Source organism: Mesorhizobium sp. CNPSo 4688 (assembly GCF_057784295.1).
Genome location: NZ_JBWLUY010000008.1, coordinates 186,648 through 203,003 on the forward strand (window position 1 = coordinate 186,648; position 16,356 = coordinate 203,003).

The following is a 16,356-nucleotide window of genomic DNA, read 5'->3' on the forward strand; positions in this document are numbered from 1 at the left end:
CATGTCCAAGCTGATCTCCAAATGGAACTACCCGACCACCGTCCGCTTCGGCGCAGGGCGCATCAAGGAATTGCCCGAGGTGCTGGAAGCGACCGGCATCAAGCGGCCACTGTTCGTCACCGATCCAGGGCTGGCGAAACTGCCGGTCGTCGCTTCGACGCTGAAAATCCTCGACGACGCCAAGGTGCCCTATGGCGTGTTTTCCGAGGTGAAGCCGAACCCGGTCGATTCCAACCTGACCGCCGGCATTGCCGTGTTCAAGAAAGGCAAGCATGACGGCGTCATCGCCTTCGGTGGCGGTTCGGCGCTCGATCTCGGCAAGCTGATCGCCTTCCAGGCCGGGCAGACGAGGCCCGTCTGGGACTTCGAGGATGTCGGCGACTGGTGGACGCGCGCCAATTCGGATGCCATCGCGCCGATCATTGCCGTGCCGACCACCGCCGGCACCGGCTCCGAAGTCGGCCGCGCCGGTGTCATCACCAATGAGGCGACGCACACCAAGAAGGTGATCTTCCATCCGAAACTTTTGCCGGCAATCGTGATTGCCGATCCGGAATTGTCGGTCGGCATGCCGGGCTTCATCACCGCTGGCACCGGCATGGATGCGCTGGCTCATTGCCTCGAAGCCTATTGCGCGCCGGGGTATCATCCGATGGCCGACGGCATTGCCGTCGAAGGTATCCGCCTGGTGTTCGAGAACCTGCCCAAGGCTTATGCCAACGGCAAGGACCTGGTCGCCCGTGCCCATATGATGAGCGCGGCCGCCATGGGCGCCGCCGCCTTCCAGAAGGGTTTGGGCGCCATCCATTCGCTGTCGCATCCGATCGGCGCGCTCTACGACACCCATCACGGCATGACCAATGCGGTGTTCATGCCTTATGTCCTGGCCTTCAACCGGGACTCGATCGAGGAGCGCATCGCCCGGCTTGCCGCCTATTGCGGCATCAAGGGCGGCTTTGACGGCTTCGCTAGGGTGATCATCAAACTGCGCAAGGAGCTCAAGGTGCCGCATGCTCTGCCCGGCCTGATCAAGGGGCTCGACATGGACAAGAAGCGCAAGGGGCTGATCGCCGATATGGCGGTGGTCGATCCGACCGCCGGCGGCAATCCGGTCAAGCTGACCAAGAAGGCAGCGCTGACGCTGCTCGAAAATGCCATTGCCGGCACCGTCTGAGGCGGAGTGCGGTGCCGGAACTTGATCTGGAAACGAGGGGAAAGGAAAGGGCAAGGGGCAGGAGACGAGGCGATAAACCATTAGCCGGAAAATTAAGTGCGGGCTAATTGCTACAGCCTGTTAAAAAGAGTTAACTTTTCGTGCCGCCGGGGGCCAGTTTCAAAAAGCTTTCATCTGGCTGTCACATGAAAAAGATACCGCATCGCAGGCGTCCAGCGACGCCAGTTCAACGGAGAGAACACATGTTCAAGTTTACGGGGAAAGTGCTTTCCCTATCGGCCGTCGCCCTCATGGCGACCTCTGCTATCTCGTCGGCCCAGTCCATGGATGAACTGGTTGCCGCGGCGAAGAAGGAAGGCCAGCTCACCACCATCGCGCTGCCGCATGACTGGTGTGGCTATGGCGCCGTCATCGACGGTTTCAAGGCGAAGTATCCGGAAATCACCGTCAACGAGCTCAACCCCGACGCCGGCTCCGGCGACGAGGTCGAGGCGATCAAGGCCAACAAGGACAACAAGGGTCCGCAGGCGCCTGACGTCATCGATGTCGGCCTGTCCTTCGGTCCGACCGCCAAGGCCGATGGCCTGATCCAGCCCTACAAAGTGTCGACCTGGGATTCGATCCCCGATAGCGCCAAGGATGCCGAGGGTTACTGGACCGGCGACTACTACGGCGTGCTGTCCTTCCTGGTGAACAAGGACCTCGTCAAGGAAGCGCCGGCTGACTGGGCTGACCTGTTGAAGCCGGAATTCGCCAACACCGTGGCGCTTGCCGGCGACCCGCGCGCCTCGAACCAGGCCATCCAGGCTGTCTACGCCGCTGGCCTTTCCGGCGGCGCGGCTGCGGGCGAAGCTGCCGGTACCGCCGGCCTCGACTTCTTCAAGAAGCTCAATGCCGCCGGCAATTTCGTGCCGGTCATCGGCAAGCCGGCGACCCTGGCTCAAGGCCAGACGCCGATCCTGGTGACCTGGGACTACAATGCACTTGCCGGTCGCGACACGCTGAAGGGTAATCCGCCCGTCGACGTCGTCGTGCCGAAGACGGGTGTCGTTGCCGGCGTCTACGTGCAGGCGATCAGTGCTTTCGCACCGCATCCGAACGCTGCCAAGCTGTGGCTGGAGTATCTCTACTCCGACGAAGGCCAGATCGGCTGGCTGAAAGGCTATTGCCACCCGATCCGCTTCAACGACCTTGCCAAGAACGGCAAGCTCCCGGCGGACGTGATGGCCAAGCTGCCGCCGGCTGAGGCTTACGCTGCGGCGGTGTTCCCGACGCTGGACGAGCAGGGCAAGGCAAAGGAAGCCGTCACCAAGAACTGGGATGCCGTCGTCGGCGCCAACGTCAAGTAAGGCTTGAAGCCAACCGGGCGGCCTCGCGGCCGCCCGGTTTTCCTCGGAGACGGTAGCCGGCGCATGACAGATCTCTCGCTTTCCGATCACGCAGTCGCCGGGAAGACCGCGCCCCCCAGCGAGGCGCGCGCATTGCGACTGCCGACGCAATGGCTCGGTGTCGCGCCATTTTTCATCTTCGCAATCATGTTCCTCATCTTGCCCACGCTCTATCTGATGCTGGGCGCATTCCAGAACGATGCCGGCGAATTCACGTTCGAAAACATAGCGGCGCTGGCGCAGCCATCGATTGTCGCCGCCTACTGGATTTCGCTCAAGGTCAGCCTTTCCTCGGCGCTGATCGGTGCCTTCGCCGGGCTCGCCATCGCCATCGCGATCGTGCGCGGCGGCCTGCCGGAGTGGATACGCTCGGCAACGCTAACCTTTTCCGGCGTTGCCTCCAATTTCGCCGGCGTACCGCTGGCCTTCGCCTTCCTCGCGACACTCGGACGGCTCGGTCTCGCGACGGTACTTCTGAACACGGTCTTCGGCCTCAACATCTATGCACACGGCTTCAACATCCTGTCGTTCTGGGGCCTGACGCTGACCTATGTCTATTTCCAGATCCCGCTGATGGTGGTCATCATCACGCCGGCGATCGACGGCTTGAAGAAGGAATGGGGCGAGGCCGCCGCGACGCTCGGCGCCACCCAGGCGCAATACTGGCGCATGGTGGTGATCCCGGTGATCTGGCCGAGCTTCCTCGGCACGGTCATCCTGCTCTTCGCCAATGCCTTCGGCGCCATCGCCACCGCTTATGCGTTGACCGGCTCCTCCCTCAACATCGTGCCGATCCTGCTCTATGCGCAGATCCGCGGCGACGTGCTGCACAATGCGCATCTCGGCTATGCGATCGCCTTCGGCATGATCGTCATCACCGGTCTGGCCAACGTCTTCTACATCTGGTTCCGAACCCGCTCGGAGAGGTGGCTGAAATGAAGTCCGGCAAATTCTGGGCCTGGGTCGTCTTCATCCTCGGCGCGGCCTATTTCTTCATTCCGCTGATCGCGACCGTCGAATTCTCCATGCGCATGCGTCGCGGCGCCTATTCCTTCGACGCCTATCAGATCGTGCTTGGCGACCCTCGTTTTCAGGCGACCTTTGGCTACTCGGTGCTAGCCGCCGTCTTCACCATCATTCTCGGCGTGTTGATCGTGGTGCCCGCCGCCTACTGGATTCGGCTGCGCCTGCCGCAACTGCGGCCGATCGTCGAGTTTATCACGTTGCTGCCGCTGGTCATTCCGGCCATCGTCATCGTCTTCGGCTATATCAGGATGTACGGTTCGAATTCGCCGCTGCCGTTCCTGGCGACCGACATGGGTACAAATGCCTTGCTGGTCATCGGTTATGCGATGCTGGCGCTGCCCTACATGTACCGCGCCGTCGATACCGGCCTTCGCACCATTGATGTCAGGACGCTGACGGAAGCGGCGCAGATTCTGGGCGCCGGTTGGGGCACGATCATTGGTCGAGTGATCCTGCCCAATGTGCTGATCGCGGTGTTGTCGGGCGCCTTCCTCACGTTCGCCATCGTCATTGGCGAATTCACCATGGCCAGCCTGCTCAACCGACCCGCCTTCGGCCCCTATCTGCAAAACGTTGGCGCCAACCGCGCTTATGAGCCGGCGGCGCTTGCCATCATCGCCTTCGCCATCACCTGGGGCTGCATGTCGCTGATCCAGATCCTGTCCCGGTTCGCGCCGAGATCGGCGAACCGCCCGAACTGATCGACAAAGTACTGATCGAAAGAAAAAACCATGGCCGAACCATTCCTCTCCATCCAGCATGTGCGAAAATCCTTCGGCGCCACCACTGTGGTCGAGGATTTCAATCTCGATGTCGAGCCGGGCGAGTTCGTTTCCTTCCTCGGGCCGTCCGGCTGCGGCAAGACCACCGTTCTGCGAATGGTCGCCGGTTTCGAAGAGCCGTCGGCGGGCAAGATCGTCGTCGCCGGCAAGGACATCACTAGGCTGAAGCCCAACCAGCGCAATGTCGGCATGGTGTTCCAGGCCTATGCGCTGTTCCCCAACCTGACGGTGGCGCAGAACATCGGCTTTGGACTGAAGGTCGCCGGCATGCCCAGGGCAGATATTGATGCCCGCGTTGCCGAGATGCTCGACATCATCAAACTGCCGCAGATGGCCGACCGCTATCCCTACCAGCTCTCCGGCGGCCAGCAGCAGCGCATTGCGCTGGCGCGGGCGATTGCGCCGAAGCCGAAGCTTTTGCTCCTCGACGAGCCGCTGTCGGCGCTCGACGCCAAGGTTCGCGTGTCGCTGCGCGAGGAAATCCGTTCCATCCAGAAGAAGCTTGGCATCACCACCATCTTCGTCACCCATGACCAGGAAGAGGCGCTGTCGATCTCGGACCGCATCGCGGTGATGTATGGCGGCAAGGCCGAGCAGGTCGGCACGCCGTTCGAGATCTACAATCGCCCGGCAACCAAGTTCGTCGCCAATTTCGTCGGCACGCTGAACGTGCTCGAAGGCAAGGTCACCGATGCCGCGGCCGGCACGGTGCAGGTCAACACGCAGGAGGTCTCGCTCAAGGGCAAGCTCAACGGGTCGAAGTCCGGCGACATGCTGTCTCTGGCGCTGCGGCCGGAGGCGATTTCGCTGGGACGCCAGCCTGGCCGTGACTCCAGCCTGTCAGGCGAAATTTCCGAAGTGCACTTCCTCGGCTCGGTCATCCGGGTTCGCGTCGGTATCGGCGGTAACACGGTCTCGCTCGACACATTCAACAGCCCGGCAACGCCGCCGCCGGCAGTCGGCGAGAAGGCCGAGATATCGTTCTCGTCGAGCGATATGCTGGTGCTGCACTAATAAAGCAGCATCCTCAGGAAAACTGAGGCGGTCGATTCAAGCCGGTGCGATGAGCGGCTGCAGGCCAGAGCCGGAAGCGTACTGGACAATCAACAGCATCTTGCCATCCAGCCACTGCCCACGATGCCGCTTCGCCGCTACCATGGGCCATGGCGCTTTTCGAACTGACCCTTGTCCTGCTTCTGGCCGCCGTCGCGCTGACGGCGCTGTCGCGGCGGCTGGAAATTCCCTATCCCTCCCTGCTGGCTCTGGCCGGGGTGGCGATTGCCTTCGTGCCAGGCGCGCCGATGATCGAGATCGATCCGGAACTGGCGCTTGCGCTGTTCATCGCGCCGGTGCTTCTCGACGCCGCCTATGACACCTCGTTGCGCGACCTGAAACGCTACCGGTTGTCGCTGGCGCTGCTGGCGCTTGGCGCCGTTGTCTTTACCACCGTGGTGGTTGCCTTTGTCGGCTGGAAGATGGCCGGCCTGCCGATCGCGGCGGCAATCGCGCTGGGCGCCATTGTCGCGCCTCCGGATGCCGTGGCGGCTAGTGCCGTTCTCAGCCAGTTCAAGGTGCCGCACCGCATAACGGCCATCCTGCAGGGCGAGAGCCTGCTCAACGATGCCACCGCACTCCTGATCTACCGCCTGGCGGTTTCGGCCGCGCTCGGCACGATCATGCTGAGCAACGCCATCCCGGTGATCCTGCTGGCAACGATCGGCAGTCTGGTCGCGGGCTATGTGTTCGGCCGCATCTCGCTGCTGACGCTCGGCCGGATCGAGGATGCGGCAAGCAGCACGGTGGTGCAGTTTGCCGGAACCTTTGCCGTCTGGATCATCGCAGACAAGCTCGGCCTTTCCGCCATCATCACCATTGTCGTCTACGCCATCACCATCGCGCGCAGGGCACCCCGCCGCATGTCGGCGCGGCGCCGCGTCAGCACCTATTCGGTCTGGGAATCGGCGGTGTTCGTGCTCAACGTGCTGGCCTTCGTGCTGATGGGCCTGCAGGCACGCACGATCGTCGGCAGGCTTGCTGGCGACGGGCAGGGCGAAGCCTTTCTCTTTGCCGGAACCGTGCTGGTCGTCGTCATCGTCGCGCGGCTGGTCTGGGTGGGGAGTTACGTCGCCATCATCCGATGGCTTGCCCGCCTTGGCAGCGAAGAGGCAAGGCGCGATCTGCCGACATTTGGCGGTGCCGTGCTCGTCGGCTGGTGCGGCATGCGCGGACTGGTGACGCTGGTCGTGGCCATTGCCCTGCCGGCCGATTTTCCCCACCGCGACCCGATCGTGCTTGCCGCCTTCGCGGTGGTGCTGGGCACGCTGGTACTGCAAGGCATGACCCTGAAGCCGCTGCTGCGCTGGATCAACTTCGCCCCGGACAGAACGGTCGACAACGAGGTGGCGCAGGCGCGTGTCGCCGTCATGCAGGCCGCTCTCGATGTCCTCAGCCGCAAGACCTCGGCGGCGGCTGCCGTCGTGCGAGAGCAGTATGAAGCTCAGCGCGTGATCGCGGAAAACCCGGACGATGCACAGGCCGCCACAGAATACGATCGGTTGCGCCTCTATGCCATCAACCGCCAGCGCGACACGCTCGAGGAGCTGCGCCGCAACGGCACGATCGGCGACGAGGCCTATCACCGGCTGGAGGAAGAGATCGACTGGGCGGAACTGGCCGCATCGCCGGCGGGCCGGTTCCAGCCGCTGACGACCGACTAGCGCCAATTTCGCGCCATCACTTTCCACGGCGCGCCTCGCGGCGTTTTCCGACGTGCGGAGGATACCGAGCCGGGCGGGAGTCGGTGCATGATAGTGCAGCAAGGGCGGGGAGGTTCTGGCACAAGCCACTTCCGTTCTCGTGCACATTGCAACCAATCCACTGAACCGCTACTGCCATCACCGAAACTGAGCCGGATAAGCAATGAAGCTGGTCAGCTACAACATCCAGTACGGGTTTGGCGGTGACGGCCGCTACGATCTGACGCGCTGCGCCAGGCTGGTCGACGGCGCCGACATCATTGCGCTGCAGGAGGTCGAGCGGCATTGGCAGCGGAGCAATGAGGACGACCAGCCGGAGATCCTGTCGAGGCTGCTGCCGGACTATCATTGGGTTTACGGCCCGGCCTTCGACATGGACGCAAGCGAGCGGCGCGATGGCCGCATCGTCAACCGCCGCCGGCAGTTCGGCACCATGCTGCTGTCGAAGCTGCCGATCGTCTGGTCGCGTCTGCACGCGCTGCCGATGCGCCGCACGCTGAGGCCGCTCAACACCCGCAATGCCGCGCTTGAATGCATGATCCGCACGCCGGCCGGCCCAGTGCGTTTCCTGTCGCTGCACCTCGCCCATATAGCAGTGGAGGAGCGGCTGGAGCAGATCGACTATCTGCTTGCCGAACATCGCCGTGCGCCGTCCGAGGGCGGACCGTGGAGCGGCATTGATGACGAGCCTTCCCGCAACTGGACCAGCGGCGAAGGCGAGCCGGAGAATCCTCAGGCGGCGATCTGGATGGGCGACTTCAACATGGAGCCGGGCAGCGTGGAATATCGCCGCATCGTCGGCAGCGCGCCCTATCACCGCGGCGCCGCCTACCTCGACGGTTTTGTCGATGCGGTTTCCATTGCCAGCGAGCCGACTGCTGACTTCCACACCCATGTGAAGACCATCGACGGCAAGGTGGCAAAGCGCCGGCTCGATCATTGCTTCGTCGGAGGCATATTCGCGGACCGCGTGCGATCGGTCAGCGCCGATGTCGGCGAGGTGGCCTCCGATCACTTCCCCCTCCGGGTCGATATCGATCTCGAAACGCCATTGGGCTCGGGAGGTCGGTGAGCCCTCGATGACGCTTTTCGTCTTCTTCGCGGTGCTTGCCGCGGCCGCAATGCACGCGATCTGGAACGCGCTGGTCAAGGTGCATCTCGACCGCTTCCTGTCGATCACGCTGATGACGCTGGGCATGGGGTTTGCCGCGCTGTTCGTGCTGCCTTTCATCGAGTTCCCGAAGGCCGAGGTGTGGCCCTACATCATCGCCTCGGTGATCTTTCACATGGGCTATCGGACCTTCCTGATCGGCGCCTACAAGGCCGGTGATTTCGCCCAGACCTATCCGTTGGCGCGCGGTACGGCGCCGCTGCTGACCGCGCTCGGCGGCGTTGTCGTGGTGCGGGAGATGCCGGCGCCGTTCGCCATCCTCGGCATCCTGCTGCTGTCGGCTGGCACGCTGGTGATGTCGTTTCGCGGCGGCGCGCATCTGGAGCGGATCAATCTGCGCGCGGTGGCCTTTGCGCTCGGCACCTCGATCTTCATCGCCAGCTATACGCTGTCCGACGGCAGCGGCGCGCGGCTGGCGGCGACCGCGCAGAGCTATGCCGCCTGGTTGTTCATCTGCGATGCCCTTGGCGCGCTGGTGCTCTGTCTCGTCTTCCGCGGGCCCAAGGCACTGCCTGTGCTGGCACGCGACTGGAAAGCCGGGCTGTTCACCGGAGTGCTCAGTGGCGCCGCCTACTGGATCGTCATGTGGGCGATGACCAAGGCGCCGATCGCCTCGGTGGCGTCGCTGCGCGAGACCTCGATCCTGTTCGCCATGATGATCTCGGTCTTCGCGCTGGGCGAAAAGATGACGGGCTGGCGCGGGGCTGCCGCGCTCAGCATTGTTGCCGGTGTCGTGGCGCTCAGGCTGGGCTGATCTCGAGATCGAACACCATCAGCCCGTCGGTACCGCCTTCGAGCGCGGCGACCAGTCGGGCGCCGGCGCGCTGATGCGCCTCGTGCACCAGATAGGCGTCGCGGGCGGCGGCATCGCGGAAGTCGATGGTGAAGCCATGGCTGAAACCGCGCGCGAACGGCTCCGGGCTGACATTGGCGCTGAAGTGGACCGTGTCCATGCCGTCGATTACCTGGCGCAGCGCTTCGAGGTCGGCGTGAATCGCCGACCGCTCGGCGTCGGGAACATCGCCCCGGAATTTGACGAAGACGCAATGCCTGATCATTGAGTGGCTCTCCCGAATGACTATGCGGCGCGGTTGCCGGAAAACACCGCCGGCGGCAGCGGCTCGCGGCCAAGGATAATATCCGAGCCCTTTTCGCCGACCATGATGGTCGGCGCATTGGTGTTGGAAGAGGGTACGCGCGGCATCACCGAGGCATCGCAGACGCGCAAGCCTTCGATGCCGCGCAGGCGCAGGTCCGGTGTCACCACCGCCATATCGTCATGGCCCATGCGACAGGTGCCCACGGGGTGATGATCGGTCTTGGCGGTGCGGCAGGCGTAATCGATCAGCTCTTCATCGCTGGCGAGCGACGGGCCGGGCAGCACTTCGCGCAGCACGTAAGGGGCAAGCGCCTTCTGCCGCATGATTTCGCGCGCGAGTCTCAGCCCCTTGATCGACATCGCGCGATCATAGGGATCGGACCAGTAGTTCGGATCGATCAGCGGGTGGTCGGCCGGATCGCCGCTCTTCAGCCGCACCGTGCCGCGCGAGCGCGGGCGCAGGAAGGCCGAGTTCAAGGTGACGCCCGGGTTGTTCAGCTTCTCGACGCCGGCTTCGATGCCGGAGCCGAGGCCGAGATGAAACTGGATGTCGGGCGAGGCGGCGGTCGGGTCGGCGTACCAGAAGCCGCCGGTCTCGAACAGGCTGGACGCGACGGGTCCCTGCTTCAGCAGCAGATACTGCAAGCCGGCCCATGCCGTGCGGTGCAGTTTGGCGTAGTTGTCGTAGGTGTGGTCCCCGGTGCATTCGGCGATGACGAACAAATCGAGATGGTCCTGCATGTTGGAGCCGACGCCGGGCAGATCATGCACCGGCGTCACTCCGACCGATTTCAGGTGATCGGCCGGGCCGATGCCCGACTGCATCAATAGCTTCGGCGAACCGATGGCGCCGGACGAGACGATCACCTCGCGTTCGGCGCGCAGGATGGTCTTCTGGCCGCCCGGCCTGTCGACGATCTCGACGCCGATGGCGCGGCCTTTCTCGACGACGATGCGGGTCACCAGCACATCGGTCCTGACGGTCAGGTTCTTGCGGGCGCGGATCGGCTTCAGATAGGCGACCGAAGCGGATGAACGCCGGGCGTCCTTCTGGGTCAACTGGTAATAGCCGACGCCTTCTTGGGCAGCGCCGTTGAAATCCGGGTTGAAGGGGATGCCCATCTCCTGCCCGGCACGGAAATAGGCCTCGCAAATCGGCAGCGGCGAAATCGGGTTCGACACGCCGAGCGGCCCCTGGTCGCCATGAAAATCGTTGGCGAAGCGCTGGTTGTTCTCGGCCCGCTTGAAATAGGGCAGCACGTCCCGATAGCCCCAGCCAGCGAGGCCCTCTTCCTTCTCCCACGCGTCGTAGTCGCGGGCGTTGCCGCGCGTGTAGATCTGGGCATTGATGGAGGAGCCGCCGCCGACCACCTTGGCCTGTGTGTACCAGAAGACGCGATCCTTCATGTTCTTCTGCGGCACAGTCGACCAGCCCCAGGACGCGATGCCCTTGGTCATCTTCGCGAAGCCCGCCGGCATGTGGATCAGCGGATGCCAGTCCTTGCCGCCTGCTTCCAGCAGCAATACCGCATTGCCCGGATCCTCGCTTAGCCGGTTGGCGAGAACACAGCCGGCCGGGCCGGCGCCAACGATGATGTAGTCGGTCATGGCATCACCCTTACAATCGCGGCACGGACAGCGCGCCGTCGACATTGATGATCGAGCCGGTGGAAAAGCCGAGCTTGCCGGCGGCGAGCGTCGCCACCACAGCGCCGATGTCGGATGCTTCGCCCCAGCGTTTTGCCGGCACCAGGCCGCTATCGATCAGCGCGTCGTATTTGGCGGTCACGCCGGCCGTCATGTCGGTGCGGATGATGCCTGGGCGCAGCTCGAACACGCCGATGTTTTCCGGCGCGAGCCGCAGCGCCAGGTTCTTCACCCACATCGAAAGGCCGGCCTTCGAGATGCAGTAATCCGAGCGTTCCGGTGAGGCCATTTCGGCGCTGACCGAGGTGATGGTGATGATCGACTTTGGATAGTCGCCCCGCGTGGCGAGCATGGCCTTGGCGACGGCCTGGCTGAGGAAGACGGTGCCGCGCAGGTTGATGTTCAGCGCACGGTCGAAATTCTCCGGCTTCAGCTCCAGCAGATCGCCACGCACCACGGCGCCTACGCCGGCATTGTTGACGAGGCAGTCGATGCGGCCGAAGGCACGCGTGGCGGCGTCGACGAGGGCCGCATGGTCATCCAGGTTGGCTATATCACAACGGATATAGGCGAACTTCGCGCCACGCGCGGTGATGTCGGCGGCCAGTCCGTCTGCAGCTTGCTCGGCGAGATCGGCGACCACAATGTCGAAGCCGGCATCGGCCAACGCCTCGGCGCACGCCAGCCCAATGCCGCGTGCGCCGCCGGTAACGATGGCGGAGGGGCGGGTCATGCCGCGAGGTCCGTCTGGCGGATGTGCTCGGCGACCCGCAGCGCTTGTGCTGCAATCGACAGTGCCGGGTTCACCGCTGCCGAGTTCGGCAGGAAACTGGCGTCGACGACGAACAGGTTGCGGTGATCAAAGGCGCGGCAGTACGGGTCGAGCGGCGACGTCGCCGGATCGTCGCCCATCTTGACCGTGCCGCACTGGTGCGACGGCGTACGCTTGTCAAAGGGGCGCGACAGCACGATTGGATAGCCGCAGGCGCGGAAGTTTTCGCGCATCACCTTGGTCAGCCCGTCGAGCGACTGCATGTTGGAGCGCCGCCATTGCATGACGATGTCCTTGCCGTCGACCATGATACGGCTTTCCGGATCGGGCAGGTCCTCGCACATCAAATACCAGTCGACCGCATGTCCGGCCATGTAATCCAGTGCGAATTTCGGCACGGACTTCACATTGGCCTTCAGCATGTTGCCGTCAATCTTGCCGAGCAGCTGGACGTTGCCGAGCGGCTTGCCGCCCTTGCCGTCGGAGAGATAATAGTCGTTCAGCATCAGCGTCTTCTGGTAGACGGAATCGTTCCTGCGGCGCGGATCGATCGCCAGCATGGCGCTCGAATTGTGGTTCATGAAATTGCGGCCGACCTGGTCGGAGCGGTTGGCGAGACCTTTGCCATCTGAGGATGGCGAACGCAGCAGGATGACGGCGGAGTTGACCGCGCCGGCGGACAGGATGACCAGTTTTGGCGCTACCTTTTTCAGCTCACCATTCTGCCGGTAGTGGATGGCCGATATGCTTTTGCCGTTCGGCGCCGCTTCGAGATATTCAACATAGCAGCCCGTCTCGAGCTGGATGTTTTCGTCCTTGAGCGCCGCCGCCAGCGGCGCCGTCTGGGCATCCATCTTGCCCTGGCCGGTGTTCGGAAAGGCGTCCCAGCCGGTCTTGCCTTCCTTCAGCCAGGTGTCGATGTCGACGCCGAGCGGCAGCGATGCCGGATGCAGGCCCAGCCCCTTCAGTTCCGCGCGGGCACGTGCGATCGGCGCTTCATCGGGCACCGGCTTGTAGGCGTAGGGAATCGAATGGAACGGCTCGGTCGGGTCTTCGCCGAGCGTGCCGCGGACGCGAAACAGCTGCTCGGCTTTCGAATACCAGGGTTCGAATTCGTCATAGGAGAACGGCCATGCCGGCGAAACGCCGCCAAAGTGCTCCATGGCCGAAAAGTCTTCCTTGCGGTAGCGGATCAGCACCGCGCCATAGAACTTCGAATTGCCGCCGACATAGTAGTAATTGCCGGGGTTGAAGGCGGCGCCGCCGGCCTCGCGCCACATCTCCTTGGGCCGATAGTGGCCGTCGACGAAGATCGAACGTGTGTCGCGGGCATGCGACGTTGCCGGCAAGGGTTCGCCGCGCTCCAGCATCAGGATCGAAGCGCCGCTGCCGGCCAGACCCGAAGCGATCGTGGCGCCGCCAATGCCGGAGCCGATGATGACGATGTCCGGGTTTGTCATAGCATCAGCGAATGCGGTTCTCGGTCGCCGGATCGAAGAACACTGCCTTGGTCAGGTTGAAGGCCAGCGGCGTGCTGGTGCCCGGCTGGATGTTGGCGTCGGCGCGCAGCCGCGCCACAACGGGCTTGCCGCCGAGATTGGTGACCGCGAACGTGTCGGAGCCCGCAGGCTCGACCACCTCGATGTGCAGGTCGGCAGTGGCGATGTTGGAAGCGTTGCGTTCGGCGCCTTCGGGATCGGTCAGCGCTTCCGGGCGGACGCCGAAGATGATCGGCTTGCCTTGGAAGGCCGAGAGACCCGCCGGCGCATTGGCCATCGGCAGCGTGATCGGCTCGCGCGCCTCGCGCTGCAGCACGACGGACAGCGCATTGCCCGATGTGGCGATGGTCGCCGGGATCAGGTTCATCGCCGGCGAGCCCATGAAGTCGGCGACGAACAGGTTGGTTGGGTTGTTGTAGATTTCGGCAGGCGTGCCGAACTGCTGTACCTCGCCGTCGCGCATGACGGCGATCTTGGTCGCCAGCGTCATTGCTTCGATCTGGTCGTGGGTGACGTAGACGATAGTGGTACCGGTGGTGGCATGCAGGCGCTTGATCTCGATGCGCATGTCGACGCGCAGCTTGGCGTCGAGGTTGGACAGCGGCTCGTCGAACAGGAACAGCTTGGGGTCGCGCACCAGCGCCCGACCCATGGCGACGCGCTGGCGCTGGCCGCCGGAAAGCTGGCTCGGCTTGCGCTGCAGGAGGTGGCCGATCTGCAGCACCTTGGCCACCTTGTCGATCGCCTTCTGGCGCTCGTCGGCCGGCACGCCGCGCATCTCCATGCCGAAGGAGATGTTCCCGGCCACGGTCATGTTCGGGTAGAGCGCATAGCTCTGGAACACCATGGCGATGTCGCGCTTGGAAGGATGCAGATCGTTGATGGCGCGGCCGTCGACGCGGATCTCGCCCTCGGTGATCTGCTCCAGGCCGGCGATGGTGTTGAGCAAGGTGGACTTGCCGCAACCGGACGGGCCGACCAGCACCAGGAAGCCGCCCTTTTCGAGCTCGACATCGATGCCCTTCAGGATTTCAACATTCCCGAAGCGCTTCTTCAGCCCATCAATTTCCAGAAAAGCCATGGGTCGTTCCTTCGTGATAGCTCAGCCTTTGACCGCACCGGCCATCAGCCCGCGCACGAAATAGCGGCCAGCGACGACATAGACGATCAGGGTGGGCAGAGCCGCGATCATCGCGGCCGCCATGTTGACGTTGTATTCGACGACACCGGTCGAGGTGTTGACGACGTTGTTGAGCGCCACCGTCATCGGCATGGAGTCGCCGGTGCCGGCATAGGCCGAGGCGAACAGGAAGTCGTTCCAGATGTTGGTGAACTGGTAGATCACGGTGACGACGAAGATCGGCATCGAGTTCGGCAGCATGATGCGGCGGAAGATCTGGAAGAAGGAGGCGCCGTCGACCTGTGCGGCCTTGATCAGCTCGTTCGGGAACGCCTCGTAGTAGTTGCGGAAGAACAGAGTGGTGAAGCCAATGCCGTAGACGACGTGGACGAAGACCAGATTGACCGTCGGGTTGCCGAGGCCGAAGCTGGTGCCGACCGAGTTCTGCAGCGAGACACCGAAACGTCCCAGGCTGCCGAGGATGGTCGCCATCGGCAACAGCACCGACTGGAACGGAATGAAGCAGGCAAACAGCATCAGCCCGAACACCAGCGTTGCGCCGCGGAAACGCCATTTGGTCAAGACATAGCCGTTGAGCGCGCCGAGCATGGTCGAGATCAGCACGGCCGGAACCACCATCTTGATGGAGTTCCAGAAATAGCCCTTGATCCCGGCGCAGGTGAGGCCGACGCAGGTCTCGCCCCAGGCCTTCAGCCAGGGGTCGAAGGTCGGCGCCTTGGGCAGCGCCAGCATGTTGCCGTTCTGGATCTCGTCCATGGTCTTGAACGACGTCACCAGCATGACGAACAGAGGCATCAGATAGAACAGAGCAAACAGCGCCAAGAGCCCGTAGATGACGACACGGTTGAGGGTCTTGGTGCTCATGCCGCTAGAGGCCTGGCGGGCAGGGGTGGCGACAGCGCTCATCGCGGCTTCTCCCGCAGTTCGGAATAGAGATAGGGCACGATGATGGCGACGATGGTCATCAGCATGATCACCGCACTGGCCGAGCCGACGGCCATTTCGTTACGCTTGAAGGTGTACTCATACATGAAGTTGGAGGGCAGCCAGGCCGAGCCGCCGGGGCCGCCGCTGGTCAGCGCGACGACCAGATCGTAGGACTTGATGGCGAGGTGGGCGAGCACGATGAAGGCCGACAGGAAAATCGGCCGCAGCAGCGGGATGACGATGCGGCGGTAGAGCTGGAAGGTTGTGGCGCCATCGATCTGCGCCGCCTTCATGATCTCGCCGTCAATGCCTCGCAGGCCGGCCAGGAACATCGCCATGATGAAGCCGGAGGCCTGCCAGACGCCGGCGATGACCACGGTGTAGATGACGAAATCCTTGTTCTTGATCCAGTCGAAATGGAAGCTCGTCCAGCCCCACTGATGCAGGGTCTGCTCGAGGCCGAGACCGGGGTCGAGGAACCATTTCCAGGCAACGCCGGTGACGATGAAGGACAGCGCCATCGGGTAGAGATAGATCGGCCGCAACACGCCTTCACCGCGGATCTTCTGGTCGAGCAGGATGGCCAGGAACAGGCCGAGCGCCAGGCAGATGGCGATATAGAGAAAGCCGAAAATGCCCATATTGGTGATCGACGTGTACCAGCTCGACGGCGGGTCGGTGTCGAAGGTCCAGCCCCACAGCCGCTGATAGGCGCGCGAGCCGGTGATGACATAGGACGGGAAGGTCTTGGAATTGGTGAAGGACAGATAGATCGTCCACAGGATGAAGCCGTAGACGAACACGATGGTGATGGCGAAGCTCGGCGCCAGCACGATCTTCGGCAGGGCGTCCTGCAGGCGCGAGCGCACAGAAGCGCGCGGCCGCTCCGGCGTCAGCTTGATCTGTGTTGTCGCTACACTGCTCATGAGGCTCCTCCCGTTTCGGGTCGTCCGTGCTCTGCCGTCAGGCGGCAA

The 16,356-nt window shown here is 63.5% G+C and carries 15 protein-coding genes; 8 read left to right on the forward strand and 7 right to left on the reverse strand.

The window, feature by feature from the left end; translation table 11 throughout:
* The first annotated feature begins 1 nt into the window (after position 1).
* From AC04SH_RS16965 to AC04SH_RS17000, 8 genes are all read left to right on the forward strand, one after another.
* Entirely contained in the window at positions 2-1,174 is a 1,173-nt protein-coding gene (locus AC04SH_RS16965; RefSeq protein ID WP_488575884.1) for an iron-containing alcohol dehydrogenase, read from the forward strand.
* A gap of 242 nt (positions 1,175-1,416) precedes the next feature.
* Positions 1,417-2,523, forward strand: a complete 1,107-nt coding sequence (locus tag AC04SH_RS16970) for an ABC transporter substrate-binding protein (RefSeq protein WP_488575885.1) — start codon at positions 1,417-1,419, stop codon at positions 2,521-2,523.
* A gap of 63 nt (positions 2,524-2,586) precedes the next feature.
* Positions 2,587-3,501, forward strand: a complete 915-nt coding sequence (locus AC04SH_RS16975) for an ABC transporter permease (protein WP_112559240.1) — start codon at positions 2,587-2,589, stop codon at positions 3,499-3,501.
* On the forward strand, positions 3,498-4,289 hold the full coding sequence (locus AC04SH_RS16980) for an ABC transporter permease (protein ID WP_488575886.1): 792 nt from the start codon (positions 3,498-3,500) through the stop codon (positions 4,287-4,289). The genes AC04SH_RS16975 and AC04SH_RS16980 overlap by 4 nt, the downstream gene beginning before the upstream one ends.
* 30 nt (positions 4,290-4,319) lie before the next feature.
* Complete coding sequence (locus AC04SH_RS16985; protein WP_112559242.1) at positions 4,320-5,384, forward strand: ABC transporter ATP-binding protein; 1,065 nt, start codon at positions 4,320-4,322, stop codon at positions 5,382-5,384.
* Between the two features lie 149 nt (positions 5,385-5,533).
* Positions 5,534-7,087, forward strand: coding sequence for a cation:proton antiporter (locus AC04SH_RS16990; protein ID WP_488575887.1), 1,554 nt, complete (start codon positions 5,534-5,536; stop codon positions 7,085-7,087).
* Positions 7,088-7,289: 202 nt separating this feature from the next.
* A complete protein-coding gene (locus tag AC04SH_RS16995) occupies positions 7,290-8,198 on the forward strand; it encodes an endonuclease/exonuclease/phosphatase family protein (RefSeq protein ID WP_488575888.1) in 909 nt (302 codons plus the stop codon).
* Between the two features lie 7 nt (positions 8,199-8,205).
* On the forward strand, positions 8,206-9,051 hold the full coding sequence (locus AC04SH_RS17000) for an EamA family transporter (protein ID WP_488575889.1): 846 nt from the start codon (positions 8,206-8,208) through the stop codon (positions 9,049-9,051).
* Here AC04SH_RS17000 and AC04SH_RS17005 read toward each other — a convergent pair.
* From AC04SH_RS17005 to AC04SH_RS17035, 7 genes are read right to left on the reverse strand one after another with little or no spacing between them, the layout of a single operon-like run.
* A complete protein-coding gene (locus AC04SH_RS17005) occupies positions 9,038-9,355 on the reverse strand; it encodes a Dabb family protein (protein ID WP_488575890.1) in 318 nt (105 codons plus the stop codon). The two genes, AC04SH_RS17000 and AC04SH_RS17005, sit on opposite strands and share 14 nt — an antisense overlap.
* Before the next feature lie 20 nt (positions 9,356-9,375).
* Entirely contained in the window at positions 9,376-11,004 is a 1,629-nt protein-coding gene (locus AC04SH_RS17010) for a GMC family oxidoreductase (protein WP_488575891.1), read from the reverse strand.
* Positions 11,005-11,014: 10 nt separating this feature from the next.
* Complete coding sequence (locus AC04SH_RS17015; protein WP_488575892.1) at positions 11,015-11,776, reverse strand: 3-ketoacyl-ACP reductase; 762 nt, start codon at positions 11,774-11,776, stop codon at positions 11,015-11,017.
* Positions 11,773-13,275 (reverse strand): FAD-dependent oxidoreductase, encoded by a 1,503-nt coding sequence (locus AC04SH_RS17020; RefSeq protein ID WP_488575893.1) that lies wholly within the window; start codon positions 13,273-13,275, stop codon positions 11,773-11,775. Before AC04SH_RS17020 ends, AC04SH_RS17015 begins: the two co-directional genes overlap by 4 nt.
* Positions 13,276-13,279: 4 nt before the next feature.
* Complete coding sequence (locus tag AC04SH_RS17025) at positions 13,280-14,395, reverse strand: ABC transporter ATP-binding protein (protein ID WP_475457650.1); 1,116 nt, start codon at positions 14,393-14,395, stop codon at positions 13,280-13,282.
* 21 nt (positions 14,396-14,416) lie between these two features.
* A complete protein-coding gene (locus AC04SH_RS17030; protein ID WP_488575894.1) occupies positions 14,417-15,361 on the reverse strand; it encodes a carbohydrate ABC transporter permease in 945 nt (314 codons plus the stop codon).
* Positions 15,358-16,308: a carbohydrate ABC transporter permease gene (locus AC04SH_RS17035; protein ID WP_172224447.1), complete on the reverse strand. Its 951-nt coding sequence runs from the start codon at positions 16,306-16,308 to the stop codon at positions 15,358-15,360. Before AC04SH_RS17035 ends, AC04SH_RS17030 begins: the two co-directional genes overlap by 4 nt.
* Positions 16,309-16,356: the final 48 nt, after the last annotated feature.

Bases quoted from the DNA above. Each gene is read 5' to 3' on its own strand.
- AC04SH_RS16965 (WP_488575884.1), top strand. From the start codon at position 2: ATGTCCAAGCTGATCTCCAAATGGAACTACCCGACCACCGTCCGCTTC.
- AC04SH_RS16970 (WP_488575885.1), top strand. From the start codon at position 1,417: ATGTTCAAGTTTACGGGGAAAGTGCTTTCCCTATCGGCCGTCGCCCTC.
- AC04SH_RS16975 (WP_112559240.1), top strand. From the start codon at position 2,587: ATGACAGATCTCTCGCTTTCCGATCACGCAGTCGCCGGGAAGACCGCG.
- AC04SH_RS16980 (WP_488575886.1), top strand. From the start codon at position 3,498: ATGAAGTCCGGCAAATTCTGGGCCTGGGTCGTCTTCATCCTCGGCGCG.
- AC04SH_RS16985 (WP_112559242.1), top strand. From the start codon at position 4,320: ATGGCCGAACCATTCCTCTCCATCCAGCATGTGCGAAAATCCTTCGGC.
- AC04SH_RS16990 (WP_488575887.1), top strand. From the start codon at position 5,534: ATGGCGCTTTTCGAACTGACCCTTGTCCTGCTTCTGGCCGCCGTCGCG.
- AC04SH_RS16995 (WP_488575888.1), top strand. From the start codon at position 7,290: ATGAAGCTGGTCAGCTACAACATCCAGTACGGGTTTGGCGGTGACGGC.
- AC04SH_RS17000 (WP_488575889.1), top strand. From the start codon at position 8,206: ATGACGCTTTTCGTCTTCTTCGCGGTGCTTGCCGCGGCCGCAATGCAC.
- AC04SH_RS17005 (WP_488575890.1), bottom strand. From the start codon at position 9,355: ATGATCAGGCATTGCGTCTTCGTCAAATTCCGGGGCGATGTTCCCGAC.
- AC04SH_RS17010 (WP_488575891.1), bottom strand. From the start codon at position 11,004: ATGACCGACTACATCATCGTTGGCGCCGGCCCGGCCGGCTGTGTTCTC.
- AC04SH_RS17015 (WP_488575892.1), bottom strand. From the start codon at position 11,776: ATGACCCGCCCCTCCGCCATCGTTACCGGCGGCGCACGCGGCATTGGG.
- AC04SH_RS17020 (WP_488575893.1), bottom strand. From the start codon at position 13,275: ATGACAAACCCGGACATCGTCATCATCGGCTCCGGCATTGGCGGCGCC.
- AC04SH_RS17025 (WP_475457650.1), bottom strand. From the start codon at position 14,395: ATGGCTTTTCTGGAAATTGATGGGCTGAAGAAGCGCTTCGGGAATGTT.
- AC04SH_RS17030 (WP_488575894.1), bottom strand. From the start codon at position 15,361: ATGAGCGCTGTCGCCACCCCTGCCCGCCAGGCCTCTAGCGGCATGAGC.
- AC04SH_RS17035 (WP_172224447.1), bottom strand. From the start codon at position 16,308: ATGAGCAGTGTAGCGACAACACAGATCAAGCTGACGCCGGAGCGGCCG.